Origin of the sequence: Bradyrhizobium sp. 142, from assembly GCF_023074015.1 — a bacterium.
Lineage (GTDB): Bacteria > Pseudomonadota > Alphaproteobacteria > Rhizobiales > Xanthobacteraceae > Bradyrhizobium.
On record NZ_JADPKQ010000413.1, the window covers coordinates 14,688 to 41,511 of the forward strand.

At 64.1% G+C, this 26,824-nt stretch carries 22 protein-coding genes; 17 read left to right on the forward strand and 5 right to left on the reverse strand.

Annotation, left to right across the window (positions count from 1 at the left end):
* The first annotated feature begins 203 nt into the window (after window positions 1-203).
* The 5 genes from IVA82_RS37900 to IVA82_RS37920 are packed head-to-tail and all read left to right on the forward strand — an operon-like array spanning window position 204 to window position 4,722.
* Entirely contained in the window at window positions 204-1,997 is a 1,794-nt protein-coding gene (locus IVA82_RS37900; RefSeq protein WP_247385035.1) for an ABC transporter ATP-binding protein, read from the forward strand.
* Between the two features lie 19 nt (window positions 1,998-2,016).
* The gene (locus IVA82_RS37905; protein ID WP_247385036.1) at window positions 2,017-2,196 is read left to right on the forward strand and encodes a DUF4089 domain-containing protein; all 180 of its coding nucleotides are present in this window, start codon (window positions 2,017-2,019) and stop codon (window positions 2,194-2,196) included.
* Between the two features lie 7 nt (window positions 2,197-2,203).
* A complete protein-coding gene (locus IVA82_RS37910) occupies window positions 2,204-3,601 on the forward strand; it encodes an AtzE family amidohydrolase (RefSeq protein WP_247385038.1) in 1,398 nt (465 codons plus the stop codon).
* Window position 3,602: 1 nt separating this feature from the next.
* Window positions 3,603-3,995 (forward strand): oxalurate catabolism protein HpxZ, encoded by a 393-nt coding sequence (hpxZ, locus tag IVA82_RS37915; RefSeq protein ID WP_247385039.1) that lies wholly within the window; start codon window positions 3,603-3,605, stop codon window positions 3,993-3,995.
* 4 nt (window positions 3,996-3,999) lie between these two features.
* Window positions 4,000-4,722, forward strand: coding sequence for a GntR family transcriptional regulator (locus IVA82_RS37920; RefSeq protein WP_247385041.1), 723 nt, complete (start codon window positions 4,000-4,002; stop codon window positions 4,720-4,722).
* A gap of 17 nt (window positions 4,723-4,739) precedes the next feature.
* On the opposite strand, the gene IVA82_RS37925 is transcribed toward IVA82_RS37920, so the two are convergent.
* Entirely contained in the window at window positions 4,740-6,290 is a 1,551-nt protein-coding gene (locus tag IVA82_RS37925; RefSeq protein ID WP_247385042.1) for an AMP-binding protein, read from the reverse strand.
* A gap of 17 nt (window positions 6,291-6,307) precedes the next feature.
* The gene (locus IVA82_RS37930) at window positions 6,308-7,462 is read right to left on the reverse strand and encodes an iron-containing alcohol dehydrogenase (RefSeq protein WP_247385043.1); all 1,155 of its coding nucleotides are present in this window, start codon (window positions 7,460-7,462) and stop codon (window positions 6,308-6,310) included.
* Between the two features lie 534 nt (window positions 7,463-7,996).
* On the opposite strand from IVA82_RS37930, the gene IVA82_RS37935 reads away from it, so the two are divergent.
* The 3 genes from IVA82_RS37935 to IVA82_RS37945 all read left to right on the forward strand — a co-directional run bounded on the left by IVA82_RS37935 (window position 7,997) and on the right by IVA82_RS37945 (window position 13,872).
* Window positions 7,997-9,214, forward strand: a complete 1,218-nt coding sequence (locus tag IVA82_RS37935) for an efflux RND transporter periplasmic adaptor subunit (protein WP_247385044.1) — start codon at window positions 7,997-7,999, stop codon at window positions 9,212-9,214.
* A complete protein-coding gene (locus IVA82_RS37940) occupies window positions 9,211-12,369 on the forward strand; it encodes a multidrug efflux RND transporter permease subunit (protein WP_247385045.1) in 3,159 nt (1,052 codons plus the stop codon). The genes IVA82_RS37935 and IVA82_RS37940 overlap by 4 nt, the downstream gene beginning before the upstream one ends.
* A 309-nt stretch (window positions 12,370-12,678) precedes the next feature.
* Window positions 12,679-13,872, forward strand: coding sequence for an ABC transporter substrate-binding protein (locus tag IVA82_RS37945; protein WP_247385046.1), 1,194 nt, complete (start codon window positions 12,679-12,681; stop codon window positions 13,870-13,872).
* Window positions 13,873-14,008: 136 nt separating this feature from the next.
* On the opposite strand, the gene atzF is transcribed toward IVA82_RS37945, so the two are convergent.
* Both atzF and IVA82_RS37955 read right to left on the reverse strand, forming a co-directional pair.
* Complete coding sequence (gene atzF / locus IVA82_RS37950) at window positions 14,009-15,817, reverse strand: allophanate hydrolase (RefSeq protein ID WP_247385047.1); 1,809 nt, start codon at window positions 15,815-15,817, stop codon at window positions 14,009-14,011.
* A 194-nt stretch (window positions 15,818-16,011) separates the two neighbouring features.
* Window positions 16,012-16,518 carry a MarR family transcriptional regulator gene (locus tag IVA82_RS37955; RefSeq protein ID WP_346658729.1) on the reverse strand — a complete coding sequence of 169 codons (507 nt, stop codon included), beginning with the start codon at window positions 16,516-16,518 and terminating at the stop codon, window positions 16,012-16,014.
* Between the two features lie 151 nt (window positions 16,519-16,669).
* Between IVA82_RS37955 and IVA82_RS37960 the strand changes: the two genes are divergently transcribed.
* The 9 genes from IVA82_RS37960 to IVA82_RS38000 all read left to right on the forward strand — a co-directional run bounded on the left by IVA82_RS37960 (window position 16,670) and on the right by IVA82_RS38000 (window position 25,744).
* Complete coding sequence (locus tag IVA82_RS37960; protein ID WP_247385050.1) at window positions 16,670-18,523, forward strand: feruloyl-CoA synthase; 1,854 nt, start codon at window positions 16,670-16,672, stop codon at window positions 18,521-18,523.
* 299 nt (window positions 18,524-18,822) lie between these two features.
* The gene (locus IVA82_RS37965; RefSeq protein ID WP_247493808.1) at window positions 18,823-20,001 is read left to right on the forward strand and encodes a tyrosine-type recombinase/integrase; all 1,179 of its coding nucleotides are present in this window, start codon (window positions 18,823-18,825) and stop codon (window positions 19,999-20,001) included.
* 166 nt (window positions 20,002-20,167) lie between these two features.
* On the forward strand, window positions 20,168-20,839 hold the full coding sequence (locus IVA82_RS37970) for a hypothetical protein (protein ID WP_247385053.1): 672 nt from the start codon (window positions 20,168-20,170) through the stop codon (window positions 20,837-20,839).
* Window positions 20,840-20,914: 75 nt separating this feature from the next.
* Window positions 20,915-21,118 carry a hypothetical protein gene (locus tag IVA82_RS37975; RefSeq protein ID WP_247385054.1) on the forward strand — a complete coding sequence of 68 codons (204 nt, stop codon included), beginning with the start codon at window positions 20,915-20,917 and terminating at the stop codon, window positions 21,116-21,118.
* 105 nt (window positions 21,119-21,223) lie between these two features.
* Window positions 21,224-22,318, forward strand: coding sequence for a RepB family DNA primase (locus tag IVA82_RS37980; RefSeq protein WP_247385055.1), 1,095 nt, complete (start codon window positions 21,224-21,226; stop codon window positions 22,316-22,318).
* The gene (locus tag IVA82_RS37985; protein ID WP_247385056.1) at window positions 22,233-24,023 is read left to right on the forward strand and encodes a DNA primase family protein; all 1,791 of its coding nucleotides are present in this window, start codon (window positions 22,233-22,235) and stop codon (window positions 24,021-24,023) included. The genes IVA82_RS37980 and IVA82_RS37985 overlap by 86 nt, the downstream gene beginning before the upstream one ends.
* Window positions 24,024-24,437: 414 nt before the next feature.
* Complete coding sequence (locus tag IVA82_RS37990) at window positions 24,438-24,785, forward strand: hypothetical protein (RefSeq protein ID WP_247385057.1); 348 nt, start codon at window positions 24,438-24,440, stop codon at window positions 24,783-24,785.
* Window positions 24,786-24,935: 150 nt separating this feature from the next.
* Entirely contained in the window at window positions 24,936-25,391 is a 456-nt protein-coding gene (locus IVA82_RS37995; RefSeq protein WP_247385058.1) for a hypothetical protein, read from the forward strand.
* Between the two features lie 29 nt (window positions 25,392-25,420).
* The gene (locus IVA82_RS38000) at window positions 25,421-25,744 is read left to right on the forward strand and encodes a hypothetical protein (protein WP_247385059.1); all 324 of its coding nucleotides are present in this window, start codon (window positions 25,421-25,423) and stop codon (window positions 25,742-25,744) included.
* A gap of 58 nt (window positions 25,745-25,802) precedes the next feature.
* On the opposite strand, the gene IVA82_RS38005 is transcribed toward IVA82_RS38000, so the two are convergent.
* Complete coding sequence (locus tag IVA82_RS38005) at window positions 25,803-26,744, reverse strand: 2-dehydropantoate 2-reductase (RefSeq protein ID WP_247385060.1); 942 nt, start codon at window positions 26,742-26,744, stop codon at window positions 25,803-25,805.
* Between the last annotated feature and the right edge of the window lie 80 nt (window positions 26,745-26,824).

Consider the following 26,824-nt stretch of genomic DNA (forward strand, 5'->3'; position numbering starts at 1 on the left):
AATCCCCGTGGGGTACCCCCCTCCCTGCCCTCGAGAGCGAGCTTCGCTCGCCTCGGACCCCACAAGGGTGGAGGGAATGAGGGAGGCGTGCCCGCCTCACGCACAAATTCTCGCCCAAAATTCTCTAATGAATCCAACCCCTTTCTACTGTGCATGGGGTTGTTTTCGCGGTTTTTTACTGGCGCCGCGGCCAGGGGGCATTCATGACCGCGCCGCCTCTACTCGACGTCCAGGACCTCACCGTCGAATTCACCACCCGCCGCGGCATCGTCAAGGCGGTGCAGCACGTCAATATCACCGTCGCCAAGGGCGAGACGCTTGCCATCGTCGGGGAGTCCGGCTCGGGCAAGTCGGTGACATCTTACGCGGTGATGCGGATCCTCGACCGTGCCGGGCGGATCGCCGAGGGCTCGGTGATGTTCTCCGGCATCGACGTCAAGGCCGCGAGCGAAGACCAGATGCGCGATTTGCGCGGCCGCGAAGTCTCGATGATCTTCCAGAACCCGCGCGCCGCGCTCAATCCGATCCGCAAGGTCGGTGACCAGATCGAGGACGTCTTGCGCACCCATGTGCAGCAGGCCATGGTTTCGGACCACGGAGAAAAGGCGATCGAGGCGCTGGAGCAGGTCAAGATCGCACGCCCGCGCGAGCGCTACCACGCCTATCCGTTCGAGCTCTCCGGCGGAATGTGCCAGCGCGTCGTCATCGCGCTCGCGCTCGCCTGCAATCCGCAGCTGCTGATCGCGGACGAGCCGACCACCGGCCTCGACGTCACCACCCAGAAGGCGGTGATGGACCTGATCGTCGAGCTGACCAAGCGCAAGGCGATGTCGACTATCCTGATCACCCATGATCTCGGCCTTGCCGCCGCCTATTGCGACCGCGTGGTGGTGATGGAGAAGGGCCGGGTGGTCGAGACCGCGAAAGCCGCCGACATCTTCGCCAATCCGCAGCACCCGTATACAAAGAAGCTGATGCGCGCCACGCCGCGGCTCGGTGTGTCGCTGCGCGATCTGTTGCCGGAGGAAGAGAGCGCGCCGCTATCCGCAGCTGTCATGGCCGGGCCTGACCCGGCCATCCATCATTCTTCGCAAGACTCGTCTCAATCGATGGACCCCCGGGTCAAGCCCGGGGGTGACGAGGTGAAGAAGACGGACGAGAAACCCCTCCTCCTCATCGAAAAGCTGATCAAGGAATATCCCCGCCAGGGCGCGACTGCGACGCTCGGCAAGCTGTTCGGCCGCAAGCCGCCGGTCGAGCCGGATATGTTCCGCGCCGTTGACGGCATCAGCTTCTCCGTCGGTCATGGCGAGAGCGTCGGCCTGGTCGGCGAATCCGGCTGCGGCAAATCGACGACGTCGATGATGGTGATGCGGCTGCTCGACCAGAGCTCCGGCCTCATCCAGTTCGACGGCGAGGAGATCGGCGGCATCCTGCCTGCGGCCTTCGCCCGGCTGCCGCAGCGCAGCCGCATCCAGATGGTGTTCCAGGATCCGACCGACAGCCTCAACCCGCGCTTCACCGCCGCGCGCGCCATCGCCGACCCGATCATGCAGCTCGGCGATATCAGGGGACGCGATGCGCTACGGGCGCGTTGCGAGGAGCTCGCGACCATGGTCGGGCTGCCGCTCAACCTGCTGGACCGGTTTCCGCACCAATTGTCCGGCGGCCAGAAGGCCCGCGTCGGCATCGCCCGTGCCATTGCCCTGCATCCCAAGCTCGTCATCCTGGACGAGCCGACGGCGGCGCTCGACGTCTCGGTCCAGGCCGTGATCCTCAATCTGCTCCAGGACCTCAAGGCGCGGCTAGGTATGAGCTATCTGTTCGTCTCGCATGATTTGAATGTAGTGCGCTTGTTGTGCGATCGTGTCATTGTGATGCGAGCGGGTCGAATCGTCGAAGAGGGATCTTCCGAGAAGGTCCTCAGCGATCCGCAGGACGACTACACCAAGGAGCTGCTGACGGCGATCCCGCATCCGCCGTTGCCGGCGCACTGAGAGCCTGTTTGGGAGCGTGATGGCCGAACCGCTGGACGACTATATCGACGCCGTCGCGAAAGCGCTGGCGCTGCCGATCGAGGAGGCCTGGAGGCCGGCCATTCGCGCCAATCTCGAGGTCTCGCTGCGCCTCGCCCGCCTCGTCGATGACTTCGCGCTGCCGGATGAGACCGAGCCGGCGCCCGTGTTCACAGCCTGACGCTGCCATGACCACCAAGCCAGATTTGACGGCCGCAGAGATCGCCAAGGCAGTGGCCGGCGGCCGATTGTCCGCGCTCGATGCCACCGAAGCCGCGCTCGCCCGCATCAAGCAGCACGACACCACCCTCAATTCCTTCACCGATGTCACCGCGGATCGCGCCCGCGCCAGGGCGCGCGCGATCGATGCCGACATCGCCGCTGGCAAGACGGTCGGCCCGCTTGCCGGTGTACCCTTCGCGGTGAAGAATCTGTTCGACGTTGCGGGCCTCACCACGCGCGCCGGCTCGAAGATCAACCGCGATCTCGCGCCGGCCAAGCGCGACGCCACGCTGATTGAGCGCATGCAAGCCGCCGGCGCAGTTCTCGTCGGTGCGCTCAACATGGGCGAATACGCCTACGACTTCACCGGTGAGAACGTCCATGACGGTCCCTCGCGCAATCCGCATGACACGACGCGGATGAGCGGCGGCTCCTCCGGCGGCTCGGGCAGCGCCGTCGGCGGCGCGCTGGTGCCGATCGCGCTCGGATCGGACACCAATGGTTCGATCCGCGTGCCGTCCTCGTTCTGCGGCATTTTTGGCCTGAAGCCGACCTACGGCCGGCTGTCGCGAGCCCGCTCGTTCCCGTTCGTCGCGAGCCTCGATCATCTCGGCCCGTTCGCGCGCTCCGTCACCGATCTCGCGCTCGCCTATGATGCGATGCAGGGCCCGGATGCCGACGATGCTGCCTGCACCACCACACGCGGTCTGGAGCCGACGGTGCCGCTGCTCGCCAATCCGGTTTCGGACCTGCGCATTGCGATCGCCGGCGGACACTTCCAGAACAATTTGTTTCCCGAGGCCGTCGAGGCCGTCAGCCGCGTTGCCAAGGCGCTCGGCGCCACGCAAGTGGTCGACGTCCCCGAAGCCTCGCGCGCCCGCGCGGCGGCTTACGTCATCACCACAACCGAAGGCGCCTCGCTGCATCTCGATCGGCTGCGCAAGCGCCCGAACGATTTCGATCCTGCGGTGCGCGACCGGCTGATCGCCGGCGCCATGGTGCCGGCGCCGATGGTTGATCGCGCGCAAAAATTCCGCCGCTGGTACCGAGCGCAGATTGCCGACATCTTCAAATCGGTCGACGTGCTGCTTGCGCCGGCAACGCCCTGCACAGCGCCGAAGCTGGGACAAGTCACGTTCAAGCTCGATGGCGTCGAGTTGCCGGTGCGCGCCAATATCGGCATCCACACCCAGCCGATCTCGTTCATCGGCTTGCCTGTGGTCGCAGTGCCGGTGCCGCTCGAACCGCTGCCGATCGGCGTGCAGATCATCACGGCGCCCTGGCGCGAGGACATCGCGCTGCGCGTCGCATACGCATTAGAACGGATGGGCGTGGTAGCTGCGCCAAGCCCACGAGGATTTTGAGATGGACATCGATCTTCCCGATGTGCTCGCGGAAGTCAAAGCCGCCTTCGATCGCTACGAGCAGGCGCTGATCAATAACGACGTCGCCGTGCTCGGCGAGCTCTTTCGCAACGATCCCCGCACGCTGCGGTACGGCATCGGCGAGAACCTCTACGGCTATGAGGCGATCTCGGGTTTTCGGGCCGGTCGCTCACCGGTCGGCCTCAATCGCCGCACGGCCAAGACTGTCATCACCAGCTATGGCCGCGACACCGCCGTGGCCTCGACCCTGTTCTATCGCGACACCATGCCGGGCAGGGTCGGCCGCCAGATGCAGACCTGGGTCCGCTTCCCGGAAGGCTGGCGCGTCGTCGCGGCCCATGTCAGCATCATCGACGAGCCGAAAGAGACCTGATCGTATGACGCTTGACGATTTCCCGCGGGGCATAGTACCGGCCGAGCCGGTGGTGCCACGCGTCGACCGTCCCTCGCCATCGGTGCAGAAGGTCACGCGTGCCGAGGAGCTGCGTCTTCAGCTCGCCGACGAGATCGTGCGCGGCGCCCTTGCTCCCGGCGCGCCGCTTGACGAAACCGACATTGCACGGCGCTTCAACGTCTCGCGTACGCCGGTGCGCGAGGCGCTGCGCCAGCTGGTGGCGAGCGGCCTCGTCGAATCGCGCGCCCATCGCGGCGCGGTGGTGGCGCAGCCTTCGGTCGAGCGGCTGACGAGCATGTTCGAGGCAATGGCCGAGCTCGAGGCGCTGTGCGCTGGCCTTGCCGCCGAGCGCATGTCCGCCGCCGAGCGTCACGGCCTCGAGGCCGTCCACGAGGAGCTGCGGGTGTTGAGCTACGCCGGCAATCCCGATCGCTTTCACGAGGTCAACGAGCGTTTCCACAACGCGATCTATGCAGGATCGCAGAACAGCTATATCGCCGAGATCACGCTCGCCACGCGCGTGCGCGTGCAGCCGTTCCGCCGCGCTCAGTTCCGCAATCTCGGACGCCTGGCCAAATCGCAGGCCGAGCACGACCGCGTCGTCGTCGCCATCATGCGCGGCGACAAGCAGGGCGCCGCCGCCGCCATGCGCGCGCACATCGAACTGGTGCGCGGGGAATACGAGATCTACGCGGTGTCGGTTTAAGTCCCGACTGTCGCCACTCACACGATCCGGGACGACTTGTTTCCCCAATACCGATCCCGCAGCAGCCGCTTGTAGAGCTTGCCCGTCGGCAGCCGCGGTAACTCCTTCTCGAAATCGACCGAGCGCGGCACCTTCTGGCGCGACAGCGACGCCCCGCAAAAGGCGATCAGTTCCTCGGCCAGTGCCGGCCCGGGCACCACGCCCGGCATCGGCTGCACCACCGCCTTCACCTCTTCGCCGAGATCGGGATTGGGCACGCCGAACACGGCGGCATCTGCGACCTTCGGATGCGTGATCAGCAGGTTCTCGCATTCCTGCGGATAGATGTTGACGCCGCCGGAGATGATCATGAAGGTCGCGCGGTCGGTGAGGTAGAGGAAGCGGTCCTCGTCGACATAGCCGACATCACCGACGGTGCTCATGCTGCCGTCGGCCGAGCGCGCCTCCTTGGTCTTCTCCGGATCGTTGAAATATTCGAACGGCGATGCCGTCTTGAACCACACCTGACCTGGCGTGCCGGTCGGGCACGCCTTCATAGTCTCGTCGAGAATATGGAGGTCGCCGAGCAGCACCTTGCCGACGGTGCCGCGATGGGCGAGCCATTCTTCGCTGTTGCAGGCGGTGAAGCCGAGGCCTTCGGTCGCGCCGTAATATTCGTGGATGATCGGCCCCCACCATTTGATCATGTCGTCCTTGACCAGGGCAGGGCAGGGCGCGGCGGCATGGATTGCGATCTCGAGCGAGGACAGGTCGTAGCGTGTGCGCAGCTCCTCCGGCAGCTTCAGCATCCGCGAGAACATCGTCGGCACCAGCTGGGTGTGGGTGACGCCCCATTTTTCCACGAGCTGGAGATACCGCTCGGGATCGAAATTCTCCATGATGATCACGGTGCCGCCCATGCGGATCGTCAGGTTCACGGCAGCCTGCGGCGCCGAGTGATAGAGCGGCGCCGGCGACAAATAGATCATGCCCTCGCGGTAGTGCCAAAGTTTTGCCAGGAAATCGAACAGCGGCAGATTGTGCTTCGGTGGCTCCTCCGGCAGCGGCCGCAGGATGCCCTTCGGCCGTCCCGTCGTGCCCGACGAATACAGCATCGCGGTGCCGAGCCATTCGTCCGCGATCGGTGTCTTTGGCAGACCGGCGGTCACCTCGGCAAGACCGACGATGCGATCGCTCTCGCCCGGACCGTCGGCCACGATGCAGAGCCTGACGTCGGGACAGACCTTGATCGCCTCGCGTGCGATGTCGAGCTTCGTCACCGACGTGATCAGGATCTTCGACTGGCTGTTGACGAGCAGATAGGCAAGCTCGCTCGCGGTCAGGAAGGAATTGACGCAGGTGTAGTACAGGCCGGATCGCTCGCCGGCGCCGCAGGCTTCGAGATAGCGAGAATTGTTCTCCATGAAGATCGAATAATGATCGAGCCGCTTCATGCCCTGTTTGCGGAACAGCTGCGCCAGCCGGTTGCTGCGCGCATCGAGCTCGCGATAGGTGACGGCCTCGCCGCTCGCAGCCATGATGAAGGCGGGCTGCAGCGGACGCAGGCGGGCGTGGTGACCAGTGTACATCAGTCCTCCGGCTTGGATTATGCGGCGAGAAGCAGGATTTCGCGCAGCTCGGCCGGCCCATCGATCCTGCGCGGATTGCGCGGCACCCAGGGCGTGCGCATCGCCTGCTCGGCAATGGCATTGAAGTGCGCGGGCGAGACGCGCACTTCGGCGAGGCTGCGCGGCATGCCGAGCGAGCGGATGAAGGCGTCTAGCACGTCGGCGGCATCCCGGCCGGGAAAGCCCATCGCGGCGGCGACGATGATCTGCCGTTCGGCATTGTCGCGCGCATTCCAGCGCATCACCGCCGGGAGCATGACGCAGGAGGTGTAGCCGTGCGGCACGTCGAAGGCGGCGCCGAGCACGTAGCCGATGCCGTGGCTTGCGCCCATCGGCACACCGGCTGAAAGCGCGCCCATCGATAGCCAGGTGCCGATCTGCGCATCCATCCGAGCGTCGAGATCGGCAGGGTTGGCCTTCACCCGCGGCAGGGCATCAGCGAGCATGGCCAGGCCCTTCACCGATTGCGCGTCGGCATAGGGGTGGGTCTCGCGCGAGCAGATCGCCTCGACGCAATGGTCGACGGCGCGAATGCCGGTCGAGAGAAACAGCCATTCCGGCGTGTGCACGGTGATGGCGGGATCGAGGATGGTCGCACGCGGCACCGTGAGCGGATGCCGCAGCATCTGCTTCACATGCGTGCGGAGGTCGGTGACGCCCGCGATTGAACTGAACTCGCCGCCGGCGATCGTGGTCGGCACGCTGATCTGCCGCACCGTCGGCGTGGTCATCTCCGGCGCGACGCCCTTGTGCACGCGAATGCGCTCGATGCCATCGACGTCGTCGATGCCGTTGGCGAGGCAGAGCTGCACCGCCTTGGCGCCGTCGGTGATCGAACCGCCACCCACGGTGACGATCAAATCGGCGCCCGCCTCGCGCGCCGCATGGGTCGCGGCGATCACCGCTTCGCGCGGGGTGTGCGCCGGCATGGCGTCGAACAGCCCGGCGCAGCGCGTGCCCAGCGCCTCCCTGATCTTCTCGATTTCATCGGTCTGCCGGTTGAGCGTGCCGGAGACCATCAGGAAGGCGCGGCGCGTCCCCAGCCGATCCATCTGTGCGACGATAGCGCCGGCCGCGGCATGGCCGAACACAACCTCCTCGATCGCGCCGTAAACGACACGTCCCTGGTGCACGGCTGTCCTCCCGAACAATTCGTCCTGTTTTTTGTACGCGTAGTCTAGCCGAGCGGCCGTCATCCGTCATGTGCGAAGACGCTGGCCTGGTCGTCACCCTCCCCTGGAGGGGGAGGGTCGATCGCGCGCAGCGCGAGCGGGGTGGGGTGATCTCTCCACACGGACAGTGTTCAACGCGGAGAGACTGTCACCCCACCCCGCATCGCATTCCGCTTCGCTGCATGCGATACGACCCTCCCCCTCCAGGGGAGGGTGGCACCTTGCATGGGGCTCGAGTGCGATGATGTGGGATCTCTCAGTACACAGCACCTGCCGCATTCATGAGCACAGCGAATAGGTGCATTCGCGTCCCGCCCGCTAATCGCCGCGTGCGAGGGCGTCTATCTCTGTGTCAACCCATCCGCCCGGCTAGGGTAGCCCACCAGAGATGGCGCCCACGCTCGTCTTGAAGAGTCCATCATTGAAACCCATCTTGTGAGACCCGCGGGTAGGCGAGTACCCTGATGCTTCTGCGGCTTTATGCGAGGACCTGGGATGAGTGGACCGGACGGAAGCGAGCAATTTGTCAAAACGCACGATTTCGTTTCGCCTCGACCTCGCGCAATCGCCGGGCTGCTTGCCGCGGCATTCGCCCTTGCCGGCTGTGGACAGCCGGCCACCCAGGCCGCAGCTCCGCCGCCGCCGGCGGTGACCGTCGCCCAGCCGGTCAAACGCACCGTCACCGATTGGGACGAATTCACCGGCCGCTTCGAGGCGATGGAGGAGGTGCAGGTGCGCCCCCGCGTCGGCGGCTTCGTCAACTCCGTCGAATTCCAGGATGGCGCGATCGTGCATCAGGGCGATCTGCTTTACGTCATCGACCCGCGACCGTTCGAGGCCGTGGCGGAGCAGGCGGACGGCCAGCTTTCGGACGCGCGCGCCAGGGTGGAGCTTGCCAAGCGCGAACTCGACCGCGGCCTCAACCTGGTGCAGACCAGCGCCGTCTCCGAGCAGGTCGTCGACCAGCGCCGCCAGGCCCTGCAGGCCGCGCACGCTGCAGAGGTGCAGGCCGAAGGCGCGCTCAAGGCCGCCAAGCTCAACATCGAGTTCACGCACGTGACGGCGCCGCTGACAGGGCGCGTAAGCCGCCATCTCGTCAGTCCCGGCAATCTCGTGCAGGGCAGCGACAACGGCACGTCGACGCTGCTGACCTCGATCGTGACGCTCGATCCGATCTACGTCTATTTCGACATGGATGAGGCGACATTCATCAAGTACAGCAAGCTGTGGTTCGAAGGCAGGCGCCCGAGCTCGCGAGATACGGCAAACCCGGTGCAGGTAATGCTGGCCGGCGAGACCAAGCCTTCGCATGAGGGCACCATCAACTTCCTCGACAACCGCCTCGATGTCTCGACCGGCACGCTGCGCAGCCGCGCGGTCGTCAAGAATACCGATCTGTCGATCTTGCCCGGCCAGTTCGGCCGCGTGCGGTTGATCGGCAGCGCGCCCTACGAGGCGCTGCTGATTCCCGACGTCGCGGTCGCGACCGACCAGTCGCGCAAGATCGTGTTCGTGGTCAAGCCGGACGACACCGTCGAGGCGCGCCCCGTGGTGCTCGGACCGCTCGATGACGGCCTGCGCGTGATCCGCGAAGGGTTGAAGGCCGAGGACCGCATCATCGTCAACGGCATCCAGCGCGCCCGCGTAGGCGCCAAGGTCGCTCCGTCTCCCGCGCAAGCACCGGCCGGTGGCAAGCCTGGTGACAAGCCATGAATCTTGGCCGCCTCTCCATCAACCAGCCCATCCTGGCGATGGTGCTGTCGATCGTGCTCTTGATCGTCGGCGCGCTCGCCTACACCACGCTGCCGGTCTCCGAATATCCGCAGGTGGTGCCGCCGACGGTGGTGGTGACCACGCAATATCCCGGCGCGTCCGCGCAGACCGTGTCGGATACAGTCGCCGCTCCGATCGAGCAGGAGATCAACGGCGTCGAAGACATGCTGTATCTCTACAGCCAGGCGACCTCGAACGGCCAGCTCACCATCACCGTCACCTTCAAGCTCGGTACCGACCTCGACAAGGCCCAGGTGCTGGTGCAGAACCGCGTCGCGATCGCGCAGCCGCGTCTGCCCGAGGAAGTGCAGCGCAACGGCGTCACCACGCGCAAGAACTCGCCCGACATCCTGATGGTCGTGTTCATGCTGTCGCCCGATGACACCTTCGACCAGCTCTACATCTCCAACTACGCACTGCTCCAGGTCCGCGACCAGCTGCTGCGGCTCGACGGCGTCGGCGACATCCAGATTTTCGGCGCGCGCGATTATTCGATGCGGCTGTGGCTCGACCCTGACCGCATCGCCAATCTCGGCCTGACCTCGGCCGAAGTGCTCGCGGCGATCCGTGCGCAGAACGTGCAGATCGCAGGCGGCCAGATCGCCGAGCCTCCGATCGCCGACCGCGCCTTCCAGCCGAACCTCACCTTCACCGGGCGCCTGAAGGACCAGAGGCAGTTCGAGGATATTTTGATCAAGGCCGGCTCCGACGGCCGCACGGTGCGTTTGCGCGACGTCGCCCGCATAGAGCTCGGCGCGCTTGCCTACACCACCAACAGCTTCCTGCTGCGCAAATCGGCGGTCGCCATGCTGGTGACGCAGCGGCCGGGGTCGAACGCGCTTGCGACGGCCAAAAACATCTCCGACACGATGACGAAGCTCAAGGCAAATTTTCCGAAAGGCCTTGATTACAATATCGGCTACAACCCGACCGAGTTCATCGCCCAATCCGTCCACGAGCTGATCAAGACCATTTACGAAGCCATGCTGCTGGTGGTCGTCGTGGTGCTGGTGTTCCTGCAAGGATGGCGGCCTGCGATCATTCCGATCATCGCCATACCGGTCTCGCTGGTCGGCACCTTCGCGGTGATGGCGGCGCTCGGTTTCTCCATCAACAATCTGACGCTGTTCGGCCTCGTGCTCGCCGTCGGCATCGTGGTCGACGACGCCATCGTCGTGGTCGAGAATGTCGAGCGCCACCTCGAGCACGACATGAGTCGGCGCGACGCCGCGCTCAAGACCATGGAGGAGGTCGGCAGCGCGCTGGTCTCGATCGCGCTGGTGCTGTGCGCGGTGTTCGTCCCGACCGCATTCCTCGGCGGCATTTCCGGGCAATTCTTCCAGCAATTCGCCGTCACCATCGCGGTCGCGACCGCGATCTCCTGCTTCTGCTCGCTGACGCTGTCGCCGGCCCTGGCCTCGCAGATCCTGGTGCCGCACGAAGAGAAGCGGCCGCCGGCGCGCTGGAATGTCGTGGCGCGCGGTTGGGACGCCTTCACCGAAGTCTTCAACCGCGTGTTCGACCGCCTGGCGCATGGTTATGCGGGCCTTGCCAATTTCGTGATCCGGCATGCGGTGGTGATGATCCTGATCTACGTCGTGCTGATCGGCAGCGCCGGCTGGCTGATAGGCACCACGCCGCAGGGCTTCATCCCGGCGCAGGACCGCGGCTACGTCATCGTCTCGGTGCAATTGCCAGGCGCGGCATCGCTGGCGCGCACCACCGAGGTGGTGCGTGAGATCGAGCGGATTTCGCTGGACACACCGGGCATCGTCCGCGTCGCCGCCTTCGCCGGCTTCTCGGGCGCCACCCGCACACAGGCCGGCAATGCGGCGGCGCTGTTTCCGGTGTTCGACGAGCCCGAGACGCGCCTGAAGAAAGGACTATCCGCGAACGCCATCACCGCCGAACTGCGCAAGCGTCTCGCCGCGATCCAGGGCGCCTTCATCATCGTCATTCCGCCACCGGCCGTGCCCGGCATCGGCACCGGCGGCGGCTTCACCATCCGCATCCAGGACCGGCAAGGCCGAGGTCCGGAACTGCTTGCGTCCGCGACCGACGAACTCGTCGCCGCCGCCCGCAAGTCGCCGAGTCTCACTTCGGTGTTCTCGCCATTCACGGCCAACACGCCGCAGCTGTTCGTCGACATCGACCGCACCAAGGCGCAGAAGCTCGGCGTTCCCATCGCCAACATCAACGACACGATCCAGACCTATTTCGGATCGACCTATGTCAACGACTTCAACCTGTTCGGACGCACCTATCATGTCACCGCCCAGTCCGACCAGCCGTTCCGCAAGGAGCCCAGCGACCTGGCGCGGCTGCGCACTCGTAACGCGTCCGGCGACATGGTGATGCTTGGCAGTGTCGTCGACTTCAAGGACGTCTCGGGCCCCGACCGCGTCGCGCGCTACAATCTTTATGCAGCGTCAGAATTGCAGGGCGAGCCGGCGCCGGGCACAAGCTCCACCACTGCGCTCAACAGCATCAAGAAGCTCGCGGACGACACCTTGCCGAGCGGCTTCACCTTCGAGTGGACCGATCTGTCCTATCAGCAGGTCACCGGTGGCAACGCCGGTCTCTACGTGTTTCCGATCTGCGTGCTGTTCGTCTATCTTGTCCTTGCCGCGCAGTATGGCAGCTGGACCTTGCCGTTCGCGGTGATCCTGATCGTGCCGATGTGTCTGTTGGCTGCGACCATCGGCGTGCGCATCATGGGGCAGGACGTCAACATCCTCACGCAGATTGGCTTCGTCGTGCTGGTGGGGCTGGCGGCGAAGAACGCGATCCTGATCGTCGAGTTCGCCCGCGACATCGAGCTCGAAGGCAAGCCGCGATTGGAGGCGGTGATCGATGCCTGCCGCTTGCGGCTGCGGCCGATCCTGATGACGTCGTTCGCCTTCATCCTCGGCGTGCTGCCACTGGTGATCTCGTCCGGCTCTGGCTCGGAAATGCGGCAAGCCGTCGGCGTCGCCGTCTTCTTCGGCATGATCGGCGTCACCCTGTTCGGCCTTCTGTTCACCCCGATCTTCTACGTGGTGGTGCGGAATCTGGCGGAGGGGAAAAACGTCAAGAAGCCGGAGCTAGTGACCTGATGGGACGCAATTGGCCGCCGTGCATCCACATCCTCGCTGTCGTCCCGGACAAGCGTAAGCGCAGATCCGGGACCCATATCCCCAGGGGGCGGTTTGGCGACGATTGGCAACTGCCAGCTAACCCCAAACTCAATCCTGTGGGTATGGGTCCCGGATCTACGCGCGCTTGAGGCGCGCTTGTCCGGGACGACAGCTGTTTTGTGGCACGCGTCTTCATACTAACGACCAACATGCAATGGATGGGCAGGGGCGGGGTTCTTCACTAGTATCCGCGCGATTTCAAAACAGAAAACTGCTGGGAGCTTAAATATGAAATCAGCCCTTCTGGCCGCTGTCGCAACTTCCGCTTTGTTGCTGGCGGCGCCGGCCTCCGCCCAAGGCGTCAAGATCGGCATCCTCAACGATCAGTCCGGCGTCTACGCCGATTATGGCGGCAAATGGTCGGTCGAGGCCGCCAAAATGGCGATCGAGGATTTTGGCGGCGAGGTGCTGGGCCAGAAGGTCGAGCTCGTCACCGCCGACCACCAGAACAAGCCGGACCTCGCGAGCTCGATCGCGCGCCGCTGGTATGACGTCGAGAACGTCGACATGATCACGGAGCTGACGACCTCTTCGGTCGCGCTCGCGATCCACGAGCTCTCCAAGGAAAAGAAGAAGATCGACATCGTCGTCGGCGCCGCCACCTCGCGCCTCACCGGCGACGCCTGCCAGCCCTACGGCTTCCACTGGGCCTATGACACCCGCGCGCTTGCGGTCGGCACCGGCGGCGCGCTGACCAAGGCCGGCGGCGACACCTGGTTCTTCCTCACCGCGGACTACGCCTTCGGCTACGCGCTGGAGAAGGACACCAGCGAGATCGTCACCGCCAATGGCGGCAAGGTGGTCGGCTCGGTGCGCGTGCCGCTGAACTCCTCGGACTTCTCCTCCTTCCTGCTGCAGGCACAGAGCTCCAAGGCCAAGATCGTCGGGCTCGCCAATGCTGGCCTCGACACCACCAACTCGATCAAGCAAGCGTCCGAGTTCGGCATCGTCTCCGGCGGCCAGAAGCTCGCCGGCCTGTTGATGACGCTGGCCGAGGTGAACGGCCTCGGCCTGCAGGCCGCCCAAAGTCTGGTGCTGACAGAAGGCTATTACTGGGATCTCAACGACAAGACGCGCAATCTCGGCGAGCGCTTCTTCAAGCGTACCGGCAGGATGCCGAGCATGATTCACGCCGGCACTTACTCTGCGGCGCTCTCCTATCTCAAGGCGGTCAAAGCCGCCGGCACCAAGGATCCGGATGCCGTCGCCAAGAAGCTGAAAGAGCTGCCGGTCGACGACGACTTTGCGCAAGGCGGCAAGGTGCTAGAGAACGGCCGCATGGTCCATGACATGTATCTGTTCGAAGTCAAGAAGCCCTCGGAGTCGAAGAAGCCATGGGACTATTACAAGCTGCTCGCAACAGTCCCCGGCGACAAGGCCTTCTTCACCGCCAAGGAAAGCGGCTGCCCACTGACGAAGTGATGTGTATGGCCCTGGCGAAAGCCAGGAGCCATTATCCCGATCCCGGCTGGCAATTGTTGAAACACGGGGGACTTCATCCTTCCAATGACCGCGTTCTGCGGTTGATGGCGGTGACGAGCCCCCGCAGCGTGCAGATCTACGCCGTCGCCGCTTCCGCCATATACGCGCGCCAGCCGCCATAGGCGGTGATGTCGCGGGCTTCGCCCAGCACTTCCGGCTCGACGAGAAACCCCTTCACGGCACGGCCATCGGCAAGCCGGATCGTGCCGATCGCCATCGGCGCGGGAATCGCATTCACGAACCTGCCGAAGGCTGACGACGACAACGACCAGACCTCGAGTTCGATCGAGGCTCCCTTGCCGGCCGCGACGCGCAGCATGCCGGGCTTGGGCGGGGTGGTCTGAAGCGCATAGAGGTTGTAGTCCGGCGCGGTCCTGGTCGCTTCGACCAGGCGTCCGTTCAGCGCCTTCAATTCGCCGTTCAGCGCCATCCCGGACAGATGCGCGCCGACGACGGCGATCGGAATCTCATCGCCGCTGGTTGGGGGAAGCGGCGCGAGCGGTGCTTGCGCCACGCCCTTGGCGCCGAGGGTCAGCCTGGTGTCGGCATGGAAGACGCGGCCGATGCTCGCGAGCAGCGCGTCGCGACCTGCGGGCGCAAGAAGCGTGATGCCGAACGGAATGCCGTCGGCGCGCATCGAAGCCGGCAGCGCGAGGCCGCAGAGATCGAGCAGGTTGACGAAGTTGGTGTAGGTGCCGAGCCGGCTGTTGAGCTCGATCGGATTGGCCAGCTCCTGCGCGATCGTATACGCAGTCGGTGCCGTCGGCAGCACCAGCGCGTCGAGGTTGGCGAAGGCGCGCTCGGCGATCTTGCGCAGACCCTGCAAGCGGTAGAGCGCGGAGAAGGTGTCGGCCGCCGTGAGCCGCGAGCCGGCGGCCGTGATCTCGCGCGTCACCGGATGGATCGAATCAGGAGCAGAGGCGAGCAGGTTGCGGATAACAAGATAGCGCTCGGCGACCCACGGCCCTTCATAGAGCAGGCGCGCCGTTTCGTAGAACGGCTCGAGGTCGAATTCGACCAGTGTCGCGCCGAGTGCGGTCCAGCGCTTCAGCGCATCGCCGTAGGCCGTCTCCGCTTTCTTGTCGCCGAAGAAGATCAACTGCCCGTTGCGCGGCACGCCGAGGCGGAGGTTGGCCGGGAATGGCGTGATCGCGCCCAGCGGCCGGTCGCGCGAGAACGGATCAGCCTGATCCGGCCCCGCCATCACGGACAGCGCGAGCGCGGCATCGTCCACCGTCAGCGCGAACACCGAGATGCAGTCGAGCGTGCGGCAGGCCGGCACGAGCCCGGCGGTCGAGATCATGCCGAGGCTCGGCTTCAGCCCGACGATGTTGTTGAGCATCGCCGGCACGCGCCCGCTGCCCGCAGTGTCCGTGCCGAGCGACAGCGGCACGAGGCCGGCACCGACGGCGGTCGCCGATCCCGAGCTCGATCCGCCGGGAATCAAATCCTCGCGGATCGAATTCCGGGGGATGCCGTAGGGCGAGCGCACGCCGACGAGGCCGGTTGCGAACTGGTCCAGATTGGTCTTGCCGATGATGATGGCGCCGGCGGCGCGCAGGCGCTCCACCGCGGTCGCGTTGTGCGCCGGCGCGTAGGAGAACGCAGGACAGGCCGCCGTGGTCGCAAAGCCCAGCGCATCGATATTGTCCTTCACCGCGACCGGCACGCCGTAGAGCGGCAGGCTGGCGGCGTCTTTTCGCGCGGCCAGTGTCTCGGCTTCCGCGATCGCATCCGCCTCGTCGCGCAGGCTGATGAAGACGGCAGGATCGTTGTGGTCGCGGATGCGCTGGTAGCTGCGCGCGACCGTCTGCGCGGGCGTAACCGTGCCGGCGCGATGCGCGGCCACAATCGCGGCGATCGTTTCAGGCTGCTCAGCCCCCATGGCGACGAAACTCCGGCAACTTGTCTTCACCCGGATTGAAGCAAGCGATGTGCCATTGTGTACAGAATCCGGGCAGCGCGGCTGCTCCGGATATTATCGGGGGATCAGTGGGTTGGGGGATATTTCGAGTGCCTGGCAGGCGGTCGTGCCAGCGCCCCGTTACGGGCATTTGCTCAAATTCTGGGCAGGGGCGATCAAGTGAAGCAGGCAAGGATCTGGAGCAGCTGCTCGCGGTTCGCCTTGCCGATCTTCTCTTCCACATGCCGCTCATGTGCGGCGGCCAGCCGCTTGAACCTGGCCAGCGCCGTATCGCCCTGCGCGGTGAGGTGCAGGGCGTGGGAACGGCGGTCTGTCTTCGACTTGATCCGCTTAACCAGCCTGCGCTGCTCAAGGCTGTCGAGCAGATGCACGAGGCGCGCGCGCTCGATGCCGAGCCGTTTTGCCACCGCCATCTGGGAGAGGCCCGGGTTGGCGCCGATCACCGTCAGCACCGAATATTGCGTCGGCCGGATATCGACCTCACTGAGCGTCTTGATGAAATCCTGAAAAATCCACAGCTGGAAACGCCGCACGGCGTAGCCGGCATGCCCGACCAGGGCATCGAGGCCGATTTCGTCGACGTCATCCCGCAGCGCAGCGCCGTTTCCCGCTCGTTTGCGCGGCGAAGTGCTTGTGTCCGTCCGGGCTAAGCTGGCTGTCACGTGATGTCTCCTGCCTGCGCTTCCTTGTAGCGCCTCGAGGACGCAAGAGGAAGATTGTTGTTGACGACAACAATTGCTGTGCTCAACATTATCGCCAAGCAGCCCGGAACGAGGCTGCGCCCGGTCCCGGATCCGGGCGAGGAGGAAACACATGACAGCCGCCCCACGCGGTGAGGCTTCGAGCCTGTTCGCAACGCCCAAGACCGTCGCCGAGCACCGCGCCGACGGCAGCATCGTGCTGCGCTCGTCCGAGCCCTTGCGCGAGAGCGCGCGCTGCATCGGCGACTGGCTGGAATATTGGGCGCGGCAAACGCCGGACAAGGTCTTCCTCGCCGAGCGCAGCCATGCCGAAGCGCGCTGGACCACCGTTACCTATGCGCAGACGCTGCGGCAGGCGCGTGCGGCGGCGTCATGGATTTTGGCGCAGGGCCTCAGTATCGAGCGCCCGCTCGTGATCCTCTCGGACAACAGTATCGACCACGCGCTGATGGCGCTCGCCGCCCAGCATGTCGGCGTGCCCTCGGCCGCGATCTCGCCGGCCTATTCGCTGATGTCGAAAGACTTCGATAAGCTCAAGAGCATGATCACGCTGCTCGAGCCCGGCGCGATCTATGTCTCCGCGACAAAACCGTTCGCCGCGGCGCTCGCCGCAATCAAGCCGCTGCACCAGGCGCAGATCATCAGCGGCAATGCCGACGATGCAGACGCGCTCGCGTTCCGCGCCATCGCGGCAACGCCGGAAACGCCTGATGTCGCAACAGCCTTCGCCGCGGTGACACTGGACACGATTGCAAAATTCCTGTTCACCTCGGGCTCGACCGGCACACCAAAGGCCGTCGTCAACACCCAGCGCATGCTGACCTCGAGCCAACAGGCCAAGGCGCAGACCTGGACGTTTCTCGAACAGGCTCACGGCGATCTCGTGATCCTCGACTGGTTGCCATGGAGCCACACCTTCGGCGCCAACCACAATTTCAACCTCGTGCTGCGCAACGGCGGCTCGCTCTATATCGACGGCGGCAAGCCCGCGCCCGGCCTGTTTGCGACATCACTCGCCAATTTGAAAAGCGTGATGCCGACGGTCTATTTCAACGTACCGCGCGGCTTCGACATGCTGATCGCGGCGCTGCGCAGTGACGAGGAGTTGCGCCGCCGCTTCTTCGGCGAGGTGAAGTTCGCTTTCTATGCCGGCGCCGCGCTGCCGCAGAATCTGTGGGACGCGCTCGAACGGCTTTCCGTCGAGACCGTCGGGCGGCCGATGCCGATGGTCTCGGCCTGGGGCTCGACCGAGACCTCGCCGCTCGCAACCGACTGCCACTTCCTCGCAGAACGCTCCGGCAATATCGGCGTGCCGATTCCCGGTACCGAGCTGAAGCTCGTCGCCTCCGGCGACAAGCTGGAGGTGCGCGTGCGTGGTCCCAACGTCACGCCGGGCTATTGGAAAGCGCCGGAACTGACGCAGCAGGCGTTCGACGAGGAGGGCTTTTATCTCATCGGCGATGCGGTGAAATTCGCTGACCCCGCGCGGCCCGAGCGCGGCCTGTTCTTTGACGGCCGCGTCGCGGAGGATTTCAAGCTCAATTCCGGCACCTGGGTCAATGTCGGCACGCTGCGCGTCGCCGGCATTTCGGCCCTTTCTCCGCTTGCGCAGGACATCGTGGTGGCCGGCCATGGCGACGACGAGGTGTGTTTCCTGGTGTTCCCGAATCTAGCTGCCTGCCGGGCCCTCGCCGGCCTGCCCGAGGGCGCGGGTGTGGACGACATGCTGACGCATGACAACGTCAGGAACGCGATCGCGCAGGGCCTGGCAAAGCTGAAGCAGCAGAGCACCAACTCCTCCGGTCACGCCACGCGCGCGCTGCTGCTCGCCGAACCGCCATCCGTCGACGGCGGCGAGATCACTGACAAGGGCTACATCAACCAGCGCGCCGTGCTGACGCGCCGTGCGGATGCAGTGGCGCGCTTGAATGACGATGCGTCGGGCGAGTGGATCGGCTGCAATTGATCGCTTGCGCTGTGCCTCTCCCCTTGTGGGAGAAGGTGGCGCGAAGCGCCGGATGAGGGGGTATGTCTCCGCGAATTCAATGGTGAGGGTCTCACTCGCTGAGAGAGACCCCTCACCCGTCTTCGATGCTACGCATCGAAGCCACCCTCTCCCACAAGGGGAGAAAGTGCACTCCATAGCGCTCCATACGGCTCCACGCAACTCCACTAAGCGATTGTGATTGCTGATTTTATCTCTACTGCGCTACAGTGGGCTCCATACTCCTGCACCCCCATCGCGGGGACATTTTGAGGGACACCATGGCCCGCCGGACACGTTCTGCATTTCTGGAAAACCGTACTGCACGCTTGAAGCTCGTGACGAGAAAGAAGCCTTACACGGCGCTGATCGCGCCCGGCATCTTTCTCGCTTATCGCCGCAACGCGAGCGTTGGCACATGGTCAGTGAAGTGCAACGGCTGGCTCAAGCGCTTCGCCCTCGCCGATGACCACGAAGATGCCAACGGCGAAACCGTCATGAACTATTGGCAGGCGCTCGACCATGCCAAGAGTTTGGCGCGTGCCGGCGAAGGCAACAGCGAGCAGCCGATCAGTGTCGGCGAGGCCATTGACGCCTACGAAGCCGATCTCGAAACGCGCGGCGGGCGCAAGTACAACGCCACCCAACTCCGCCTGCATCTGACCGATGGCTTGAAGAGTAAGGCGGTCGCACTGCTGACCGAGCGGGAGCTGCGCGACTGGCGCGCCGGCCTGGTCAAGGCCGGCCTGAAGCCCTCATCCGCCGATCGCATCGGGCGTTCGCTGAAGGCCGCGCTGGCGCTGGCTGCCAGGAGCGACAAGCGGATCACCAATGCCGCCGCGTGGAGGAACGGTCTGAAGAAGTTGCCCGATGCCGAGGTCGCTCGCAACGTGATCCTGCCCGATCAAACGGTCACCGCCCTGGTTAGCGGATCATATGATGAAGATCGGGAGTTCGGTCTTCTGGTCGACGTTCTGGCCGAGACCGGCGCCCGCGAAAGTCAGGTCTTCCGGCTGACCCCGGCCGATTTGCAAGACCATCTGACCGCGCCGCGCTTGATGATCCCGACCAGCCGTAAAGGCAAGAACCGCAAGATCGAATATCGGCCGTTGCCGATCTCGACGCGGCTGGCGCAGGCGCTGCGTAAGCAGGCTGCCGGCCGGGCGGCGCATGCTTTGCTGTTCGAGAAGATGTGGAACTTGGCAACGACGTTCCGTCCGGTCGTCGAGCATCTCGGGCTTGGCCCAGACGTGACGCCCTATGCACTGCGGCACAGCTCCATCGTCCGACAACTTCTGAAGGGCGTGCCGACCCGCGTGGTCGCCGCGCATCATGACACGTCGGTTGCGATGATCGAGAAGAACTACAGCCGGTACATCATTGGCGATCCGAGTGAAGCGCTGACGCGGGCGACGTTGCTCGATTTTGAGAAACCGCTCAGCTTGGTACAAGCGGCCTAGTCTTCACTCGATCGTGAGCGCCAGCACTGGCGCCGATCCTCGTTAGCTCGCGCCTATAGCTTTTCGACCCTGCGCCGGTCATTCCGACGCATCCCCGAAGTGCTCTTATCACGCATGGGCTCAGCCCGGCGATCACCCCGACCATAACCGGACGGAGGCATTCGCCGTGCTCAGAAGTACTAGCCGTAACGCCGAAACAGACCTCTTTACTCAGCTCACGCAGGAGACATGGGAGGCCATCCAGGCAGTTCGCCGCAAATGGCCCGACGGGATCAACTGGCCAGAAGTTCGCCGTGCAATAGACGAAGCTTTCCGAGAGTTTTCAGAAGTCGAGACCCTGAGAGAGCAAAGGAGGCGATCTGTAGAGTACAAAGCGGCTCTCGACACTGCACAGCGAACCCTCGGCAGTCTGAGGGTAAAGTTACAGCAACCGGAGAGCTTGTCGCCCACGGGGAGGGACTTGGATGGATTACCTGATCCCGATCTCAAATTGCACGAGGCCCGGCTCGCCGAGCTGCGCGCGCAATATGAAAAATGGTCCACACCTTTCGGCGGCAGAAATAACCGAAATCGCGAGAGGCTGGAAAACAGGCTGCTGTCCATCTGGGAGGAGCAACTTCACGGACGGCTCGGATCCTCAAAGAACAAGGTTCAGGAACCGATCGGTCCATTGATCCGCTTCTTGAAGCTGACGCTCACCGCAATAACCGGAACGCGGCTCGGTCCACACGGCATCAGAAGCATTATCGACAAAGCAAAGAAACGGCGTCGGCGCGGCTCTTCCAAAAAACGGAAGCCAGTGGCGCGCCCATTGCGTCGCCAGGGTCAGAAGAACTGACGGTTCAAAACCCCCCGTCACGTCTCCTCCATCACGCTCTACGGTCCTCGATGCTGACACTGGAGGACAGTAGAAATGGCAGTCAAACCGAGCACCGCATCCGAGCGCGCGGCCTTCACCATCAAGGAGTTTTGCGAGGCTCATCGCATTTCAGAAGCGATGTATTTCAAGCTCTGCAAAATCGGTCTCGGCCCGCGCGTGATGCGTGCCGGGCGCCGCGTGACGATCAGCATGGAGGCGGCCATCGATTGGCGGCGCTCACGCGAGAACGCGGCCTGATCCAAAAACGCGAAGGCCCGCCGTGGTCAGCGGCGGGACCTTCAATTTCCGGAACACCAAGTGAGCGCTTGGTTCATCTTCATGTGAACTTTGGGAAATCCACGCATGTTTAATAGCACACAATTCGATGCGTTTACAAAGTACTACGAGGATTACGCTGCCAGCGTGACCGAGATCATCGACCGCGCGCCCCTCTTCGCGCCGTGGGAACAGCGCCTGCCCCGCGCGGAGAACAGTGGGCTGGATGGTGACGCGCCACGGCTCGCCAGCCCTGTCGACTTTCTGAAAGCGCTGTTCGCCAACACCACGGGGCCGGTCTATACCTGCTCATTCTCCAACGAGCGCGGCGCGGGCGCCGAGCGCCACGTCGTCAGCCGCCATCCAGGCCACGTCAACAGCTTCATGGAGAAGTGGGACAAGGCTGGCCGCGGCATGTTCTTCTGTATCAGCACGCAGAAGGAGAACACGGAGCACCGCAGGAAGGAGAATTGCAAGGAGACCAACGCCGGCCATGTCGACATCGACTTCAAGGGTTTCGACGGACTCGGCGCCGACCCGCGCGGCGAGGTGCTGAAGCAGCTCAAGCGGCTGAAGTATCGGCCGAGCGCGATCGTGTTCTCCGGCAACGGCATCCACGTCTATTATTTCTTCAAAGAACCGGTCGACACCCAGGACAACAGGGACCGCCTGGAGGCGTTCTATCGCCAGCTCGCCGATGTCATGGCCGGCGATCTTGCGGTGTGCGAGGTCTCGCGCGTGGTGCGGCTGCCCGGCTCGCACAACAGCAAGGACGGCGCCAGCACCCCCGTCGAGATTATCGAGCTGCACCCCGATCGGCGCTATGACCTCGAAGAGCTGGAGGACTGGCTCTCCGAGCAGTCGCCGGTCATGCTGCGCAAGGGCCGCGAGATGGGCCGCACCGTGGCCGAGACCCACTTCGACTTCTTTGCCGAATACGCAAAGATGCAGGGCATCAAGCCGCCGATCGATGTCGAGGCGCGCTTGAACGCCATGATCTACATGGGCGGCGGCGAGAACTCGATCCATCAGACCCAGATCGAATGCGCGGCCTCGATGCTGTCGCGCGGGCACGCCCATCGACGAGGTGGTGCGCGTGATCTTGGCAGCGACCAGGGTCGCTGCCGGCTCCTATGGCGTGCGCTGGAACTGGCGCATCGAGGAGCGCAACATCCGCCGTGACTGCGAGGGCTGGATCAAGAAACATCCGCCCGAGGAGAAGAAGATCAAGGCCGCTGAGCGCGCCGGCGTCGAGCGGCGCGAGCGGCTGACCGTGATCGACGGCGGCGCCAGCAAGCCGCAGACGGACGGCGCCAACGCGCTGATGCCGGCCATCATCAAGAAGGCCGAGGAGCACATCACGCTCGGCAAGGCCGTGCTGGCGCATATCCGCGCAAATGGCGAGGCGCTCATCAACACCAAGCACGGCGCTTGGTTCTACTCTGGCGGGGTCTGGGAGCGGCGCGTCGAGAACCAATGGCTCAACGTCCGGATCGAGCACATCTGCGCCGGCTTCAGCTTCAAGAGCGGCAGCAAGCTCATCAACGAAACCCGCAACTGGATCGAGCGTCAACCCGAACTGTGGCGCGACGGCGACTTGCCCTGGGACCAACACGGCAAAATCCCGACGCGCTCCGGGCTGATCGATCCGAAGTCGGGCGCGCTGGAGCCGGCGCGGCCGGATCACTTCTGTACGTGGCGCGTCGAGGTCGATTATGACCCCGAGGCGAGGTGCCCGTGGTGGCAGACCATGCTGGCCGACATGTTTGGCGATCGGGCCGACCACGAGCGTGACGCCCTGGTCGGGGTGGTGCAGGAGCTGGTCGGCTGTTCGCTGATCGACAAGAAGCCGCGTGCGCTGTCAAAGGCGTGCGTGTTCTGGGGGATCGAGAACCGCGCCAAGTCCGGCGTGCTCGATGTCGTCACCGGGCTGTTCGGCAACAATCCGATCGGCGCCGGCATCGGCAACATCGAAGGCACGCACGGCCTGATGCCGTTCCAGCGCCGGGCTCCGTGGGTGCTGCATGAAGCCTTCGGCGGCCAGTGGCATTTCTCGGCAACGGTCAAATCGATCATCACGCAGGAACCGGTGATGATCAACATCAAGAATGGGCCGATGCCGACGCAGATCGTGCGCTCGCCGATCTTCTGGGCCACCAACTTCCAGCCGCAATTCAAGGAAGCGACCAAGGCGATCGTCAGCCGCATGATCGTGATCGAAGTGACCAGAGCGTTCGTCGAGGCCGCGCCGATCGGCGCCGCCGCCGAGGCGATCCGGCGCGGCTTCTCCAAGCCCGGCGAGTTCGTGGTCGCCACCGAGCTGCCGGGCGTGCTCAATTGGGCGATTGGCGGGCTTCAGAGGGCGCTGGCGCGCGGTTCGATCGCCAGCACCGACAGCATCGCCGCGACCGCCAAAGCCATCCACCAAGACAGCAACCTCGTGGCGGGCTTCTTGGAGGAGTGTGTCGAGTTCGATCCCATGGCCCGCCTCAAGACCGCCGACTTCTGTCTGGCGCATTCGGCGTGGTGGATGGAACTGAAGGGCGAGGACCGACGCCTGCCGAGCAACGAGGCGATCGGCAAGGCGCTCAGGGCTATCGGCGACCCGCGCGTCTGCACGCACAGGGACGACATGCGTGACGGCACCGGCCGCTACTACAGCGGCATCGCGCTCAAAAAGGCCGGGCTCGCCTATCACAAGATCGCCTACGAGAGCCGGCTGTTCGAGGGCAAGGTCGGCAAGGCGACCGATCCGCAGCGCGAAGTCAACTCGCTGATCCCGGCAACGTGGGACACGCGCGAGAGCGTCATCAAAATGCGCGAGCATCACGCAGAGCGGGTCACGAATGACCGGAACGATGGTGGTCAAGAAGCTCCGGGTCACTGACCAGTGACCCGGAGAAGGGCAATGAGCCGCAAACGGTCATTGAGACGGTCACCGACCGAAGTCGTTAGGTTAATTCGTGTTTTGAGCTGTTGTGACCGTAATGACCATTGTTGATCCTCTTAAATGGAAGAATTGAGAAATGGAGAGGAGGAAGGGAAAAGGCGGAGAGAAAGAGAGGTTTTAGAAAAAGAGGAGTTTTTCGGGTCAGGCCAGTCATCGGTCACGGCGGCGTCGAGCTGCGCTCGCGAGCCGGCGAGATCGTCGCAACGGTACACATAGCCGCATTTGCTTTGGGCCTTCTGGCACCAAGCCGACGCGGTAGTAAGGAGGTCCAACAACGGAGCACTGATCGTAGTGGCGGCGGACGTTAAGTCCGAAGGCAAACCAACGCGTGAACATCAACGAGGTTAGACAATGAATGAAATCCAAGGCGACCAGTGCGCCACCGGCATCACCGAGCAGCCGGAGACGATCCTTGCGGGCCAGAAGCGAGCGCGCTCGTCTGCTGGGTCGATCCGTGCTGCCTTCCAAGCTCGGCCGAAGCTCCGAGAGATCAAGAACGTGCTTTCGGACATCTACCAGGTCGCCTTTCTTGCTTATGACCTCGTTGAGGGGTTCTCCGAGGAAAGTGAACTGGAGACGGCCTCGGCATACTGGGAATACCTGAAGCTCGCCGGAGAGGACTGCGGTGATCGGACGAATGAGATGGAGCTGGCGATCAAAACGTTAACGGCGATCCTCGCAGCCAAGCCCAACGCCTAGCAGTCGAAGGCAGCACGTAGCGGCGCCCGCCGGTCAGACCGACCGGCGGGATAGAGACTAAAAGGTTCTTCCTACAAGGGGGCCGATGCGGGTGGCGCGGCCGCCCTGGGGGTGGCTAGAGCTAGGTTTTTCTAAAGGGTGCACATTTGTATGGCGACGATTTTGGAAGTTTGTAGCTGGTGCGGCATCAGCCGGACCACCTTCCATGATGCCGTGAGAAGGGGCGTTATAGCCAAAAAGCCGCGTGGCGAACACGACGTTCGGGAAGTCGCGCGTGCTTTGATCAAAGATCGGCAAGCCGTGACGGGCGGTCATGGCGATCTCGCAGCGAAGCTCAAATTGTCAGAGGCGCGCGCCGCGCTTGCCCGGGAGCAGACGGCCGCCCTCAAACTTAAAAACGCTGTCGCGCGCCGCGAATACGTCAGCCTCGCGGTCCTCCGGCGCGAGGTGGAAACGATGTTCGCGGTGCTGCGCGAACGGCTCATGTCGATCCCTGGCAAGATCGCAACATCCTGTGAAATGCGCGAGCGGCAGGATGTCGAGGAAATCATGCGCGACGAGGTTTACGAGCTGCTGGATGAGCTGAGCAAACCATCCCGCGCTTAGACGGTCCTACCAAGTAACAGGAGGTTAGAATGACGAATAGCCTGCCGCACCGCGCAGTCGCTGAGACGCCGAACGGCGATGACCACCCTGCCGTTACGGCTCTGCAGCGCACGCTTGCTCAGTTGGAAGCCAGGGTCGCTCAGCTCGAACAGCCGGCCGCACAATGGTTGCCGCTGAAGGCTGCCGCTCATGACGCGGACGTCAAGTACGAGACCGCCCGCAAGTGGGCGGAGCGTGGCCTGATCGAGGCCCGTCGGGAGGGCAAGCGGTGGCTTGTCAACTTGGTCAGCCTGAAGGCACGTAAAGACCGGTGGCTTCGCGGATCAGGTTTCGGTTGCGAAGCCGACCAATAATGCTCTGTCCGAGCCTTTCGGTTCGTGACCCAATTCGGACAAACGAGCGCACGACGCACTAGCTCGGGAATGCGATTTTGCCGCGAGCGTGCAATTCCTGCGGTAAGAGGCAATCATAGATGTGCGCGTGAGCAGGAGTGGGGACTTGTGCCTCGCGGCCGAGACGTACCACCGCTCCATTCCAATATTCCAGCTCGCTCGGCTTGCCGTCGACAATATCGCGTTGCAGGGAGGTAGTGCCGCCGGGCGGCAGGCCATCGTAGAACTTCATGGTGTCGGCGACTGCCGTAACCGACATCGCAATTTTTCGCCCGCGTGCGACGGCCACGACTTCTTCGAGGCACTGCTCAAGGAGTCGGCGCGTTTCCGGAACAGATCGCGTGACGCCGATCGGTGCCCTTGCAATAGCGCCGACGCCACCGAACGACGTCACCATCAGGAATTTGTCCCACAGCGCCTTGACGATGTTGGGAGGGACCTCGACAGGAACTCCGGCCCTCGCAAACGCTTCGCGCAATCTTTCAACGCGCTCGCTGCGGTGGTTATCGAGTTCGCCAAACTTAATAAAATTGTTGCCGCCGGCGCTGCGGATATGACCCGGGCCCGCGACCCAGCTCAGTGTCCCACACATGCCCCCAAGTACATGGTCCGCGCCCAGTACGGCCGAAAGCTGCGATGCGGCCTCGACGCCATTTTGCAACGGCACTACGAATGTGCCACCGTCGACGAGGGGCCGAAGGGCCTGGGCCGCGTCGGGCACCTGCCAAGCCTTAACGCCGACAAGCACGACGTCCGCGCTGGTTTCCGTCGCCGGATTGTCCGTCGCCTCGACCGGGCAAATGACGGTGTCGCCCTTGGGCGTTTCCAGGCGCAGTCCTTTGGCACGTAGCGCCTTGAGATGCTCGCCGCGCGCAACGAAAACCACTTGTTCACCAGACAGCGCCAATTGCGCGCCGAAATATCCGCCGGCGCCTCCGGTGCCATAAACAACAACGCGCATCAAAGCCTCCCGATGTGACCGATGGGTCGCTCGCTCCACGGCGCTTGCGGGCTACCGCGGAGCGCCGCGCCATTGCAGAT

Coding starts and splice junctions, on each gene's coding strand:
- IVA82_RS37920 (WP_247385041.1), top strand. CDS start 4,000: ATGACGCTTGACGATTTCCCGCGGGGCATAGTACCGGCCGAGCCGGTG.
- IVA82_RS38000 (WP_247385059.1), top strand. CDS start 25,421: ATGACGAATAGCCTGCCGCACCGCGCAGTCGCTGAGACGCCGAACGGC.
- IVA82_RS37935 (WP_247385044.1), top strand. CDS start 7,997: ATGAGTGGACCGGACGGAAGCGAGCAATTTGTCAAAACGCACGATTTC.
- IVA82_RS37960 (WP_247385050.1), top strand. CDS start 16,670: ATGACAGCCGCCCCACGCGGTGAGGCTTCGAGCCTGTTCGCAACGCCC.
- IVA82_RS38005 (WP_247385060.1), bottom strand. CDS start 26,744: ATGCGCGTTGTTGTTTATGGCACCGGAGGCGCCGGCGGATATTTCGGC.
- IVA82_RS37905 (WP_247385036.1), top strand. CDS start 2,017: ATGGCCGAACCGCTGGACGACTATATCGACGCCGTCGCGAAAGCGCTG.
- IVA82_RS37990 (WP_247385057.1), top strand. CDS start 24,438: ATGAATGAAATCCAAGGCGACCAGTGCGCCACCGGCATCACCGAGCAG.
- IVA82_RS37940 (WP_247385045.1), top strand. CDS start 9,211: ATGAATCTTGGCCGCCTCTCCATCAACCAGCCCATCCTGGCGATGGTG.
- IVA82_RS37965 (WP_247493808.1), top strand. CDS start 18,823: ATGGCCCGCCGGACACGTTCTGCATTTCTGGAAAACCGTACTGCACGC.
- IVA82_RS37945 (WP_247385046.1), top strand. CDS start 12,679: ATGAAATCAGCCCTTCTGGCCGCTGTCGCAACTTCCGCTTTGTTGCTG.
- IVA82_RS37900 (WP_247385035.1), top strand. CDS start 204: ATGACCGCGCCGCCTCTACTCGACGTCCAGGACCTCACCGTCGAATTC.
- IVA82_RS37995 (WP_247385058.1), top strand. CDS start 24,936: ATGGCGACGATTTTGGAAGTTTGTAGCTGGTGCGGCATCAGCCGGACC.
- IVA82_RS37925 (WP_247385042.1), bottom strand. CDS start 6,290: ATGTACACTGGTCACCACGCCCGCCTGCGTCCGCTGCAGCCCGCCTTC.
- IVA82_RS37980 (WP_247385055.1), top strand. CDS start 21,224: ATGTTTAATAGCACACAATTCGATGCGTTTACAAAGTACTACGAGGAT.
- IVA82_RS37910 (WP_247385038.1), top strand. CDS start 2,204: ATGACCACCAAGCCAGATTTGACGGCCGCAGAGATCGCCAAGGCAGTG.
- hpxZ (WP_247385039.1), top strand. CDS start 3,603: ATGGACATCGATCTTCCCGATGTGCTCGCGGAAGTCAAAGCCGCCTTC.
- IVA82_RS37975 (WP_247385054.1), top strand. CDS start 20,915: ATGGCAGTCAAACCGAGCACCGCATCCGAGCGCGCGGCCTTCACCATC.
- atzF (WP_247385047.1), bottom strand. CDS start 15,817: ATGGGGGCTGAGCAGCCTGAAACGATCGCCGCGATTGTGGCCGCGCAT.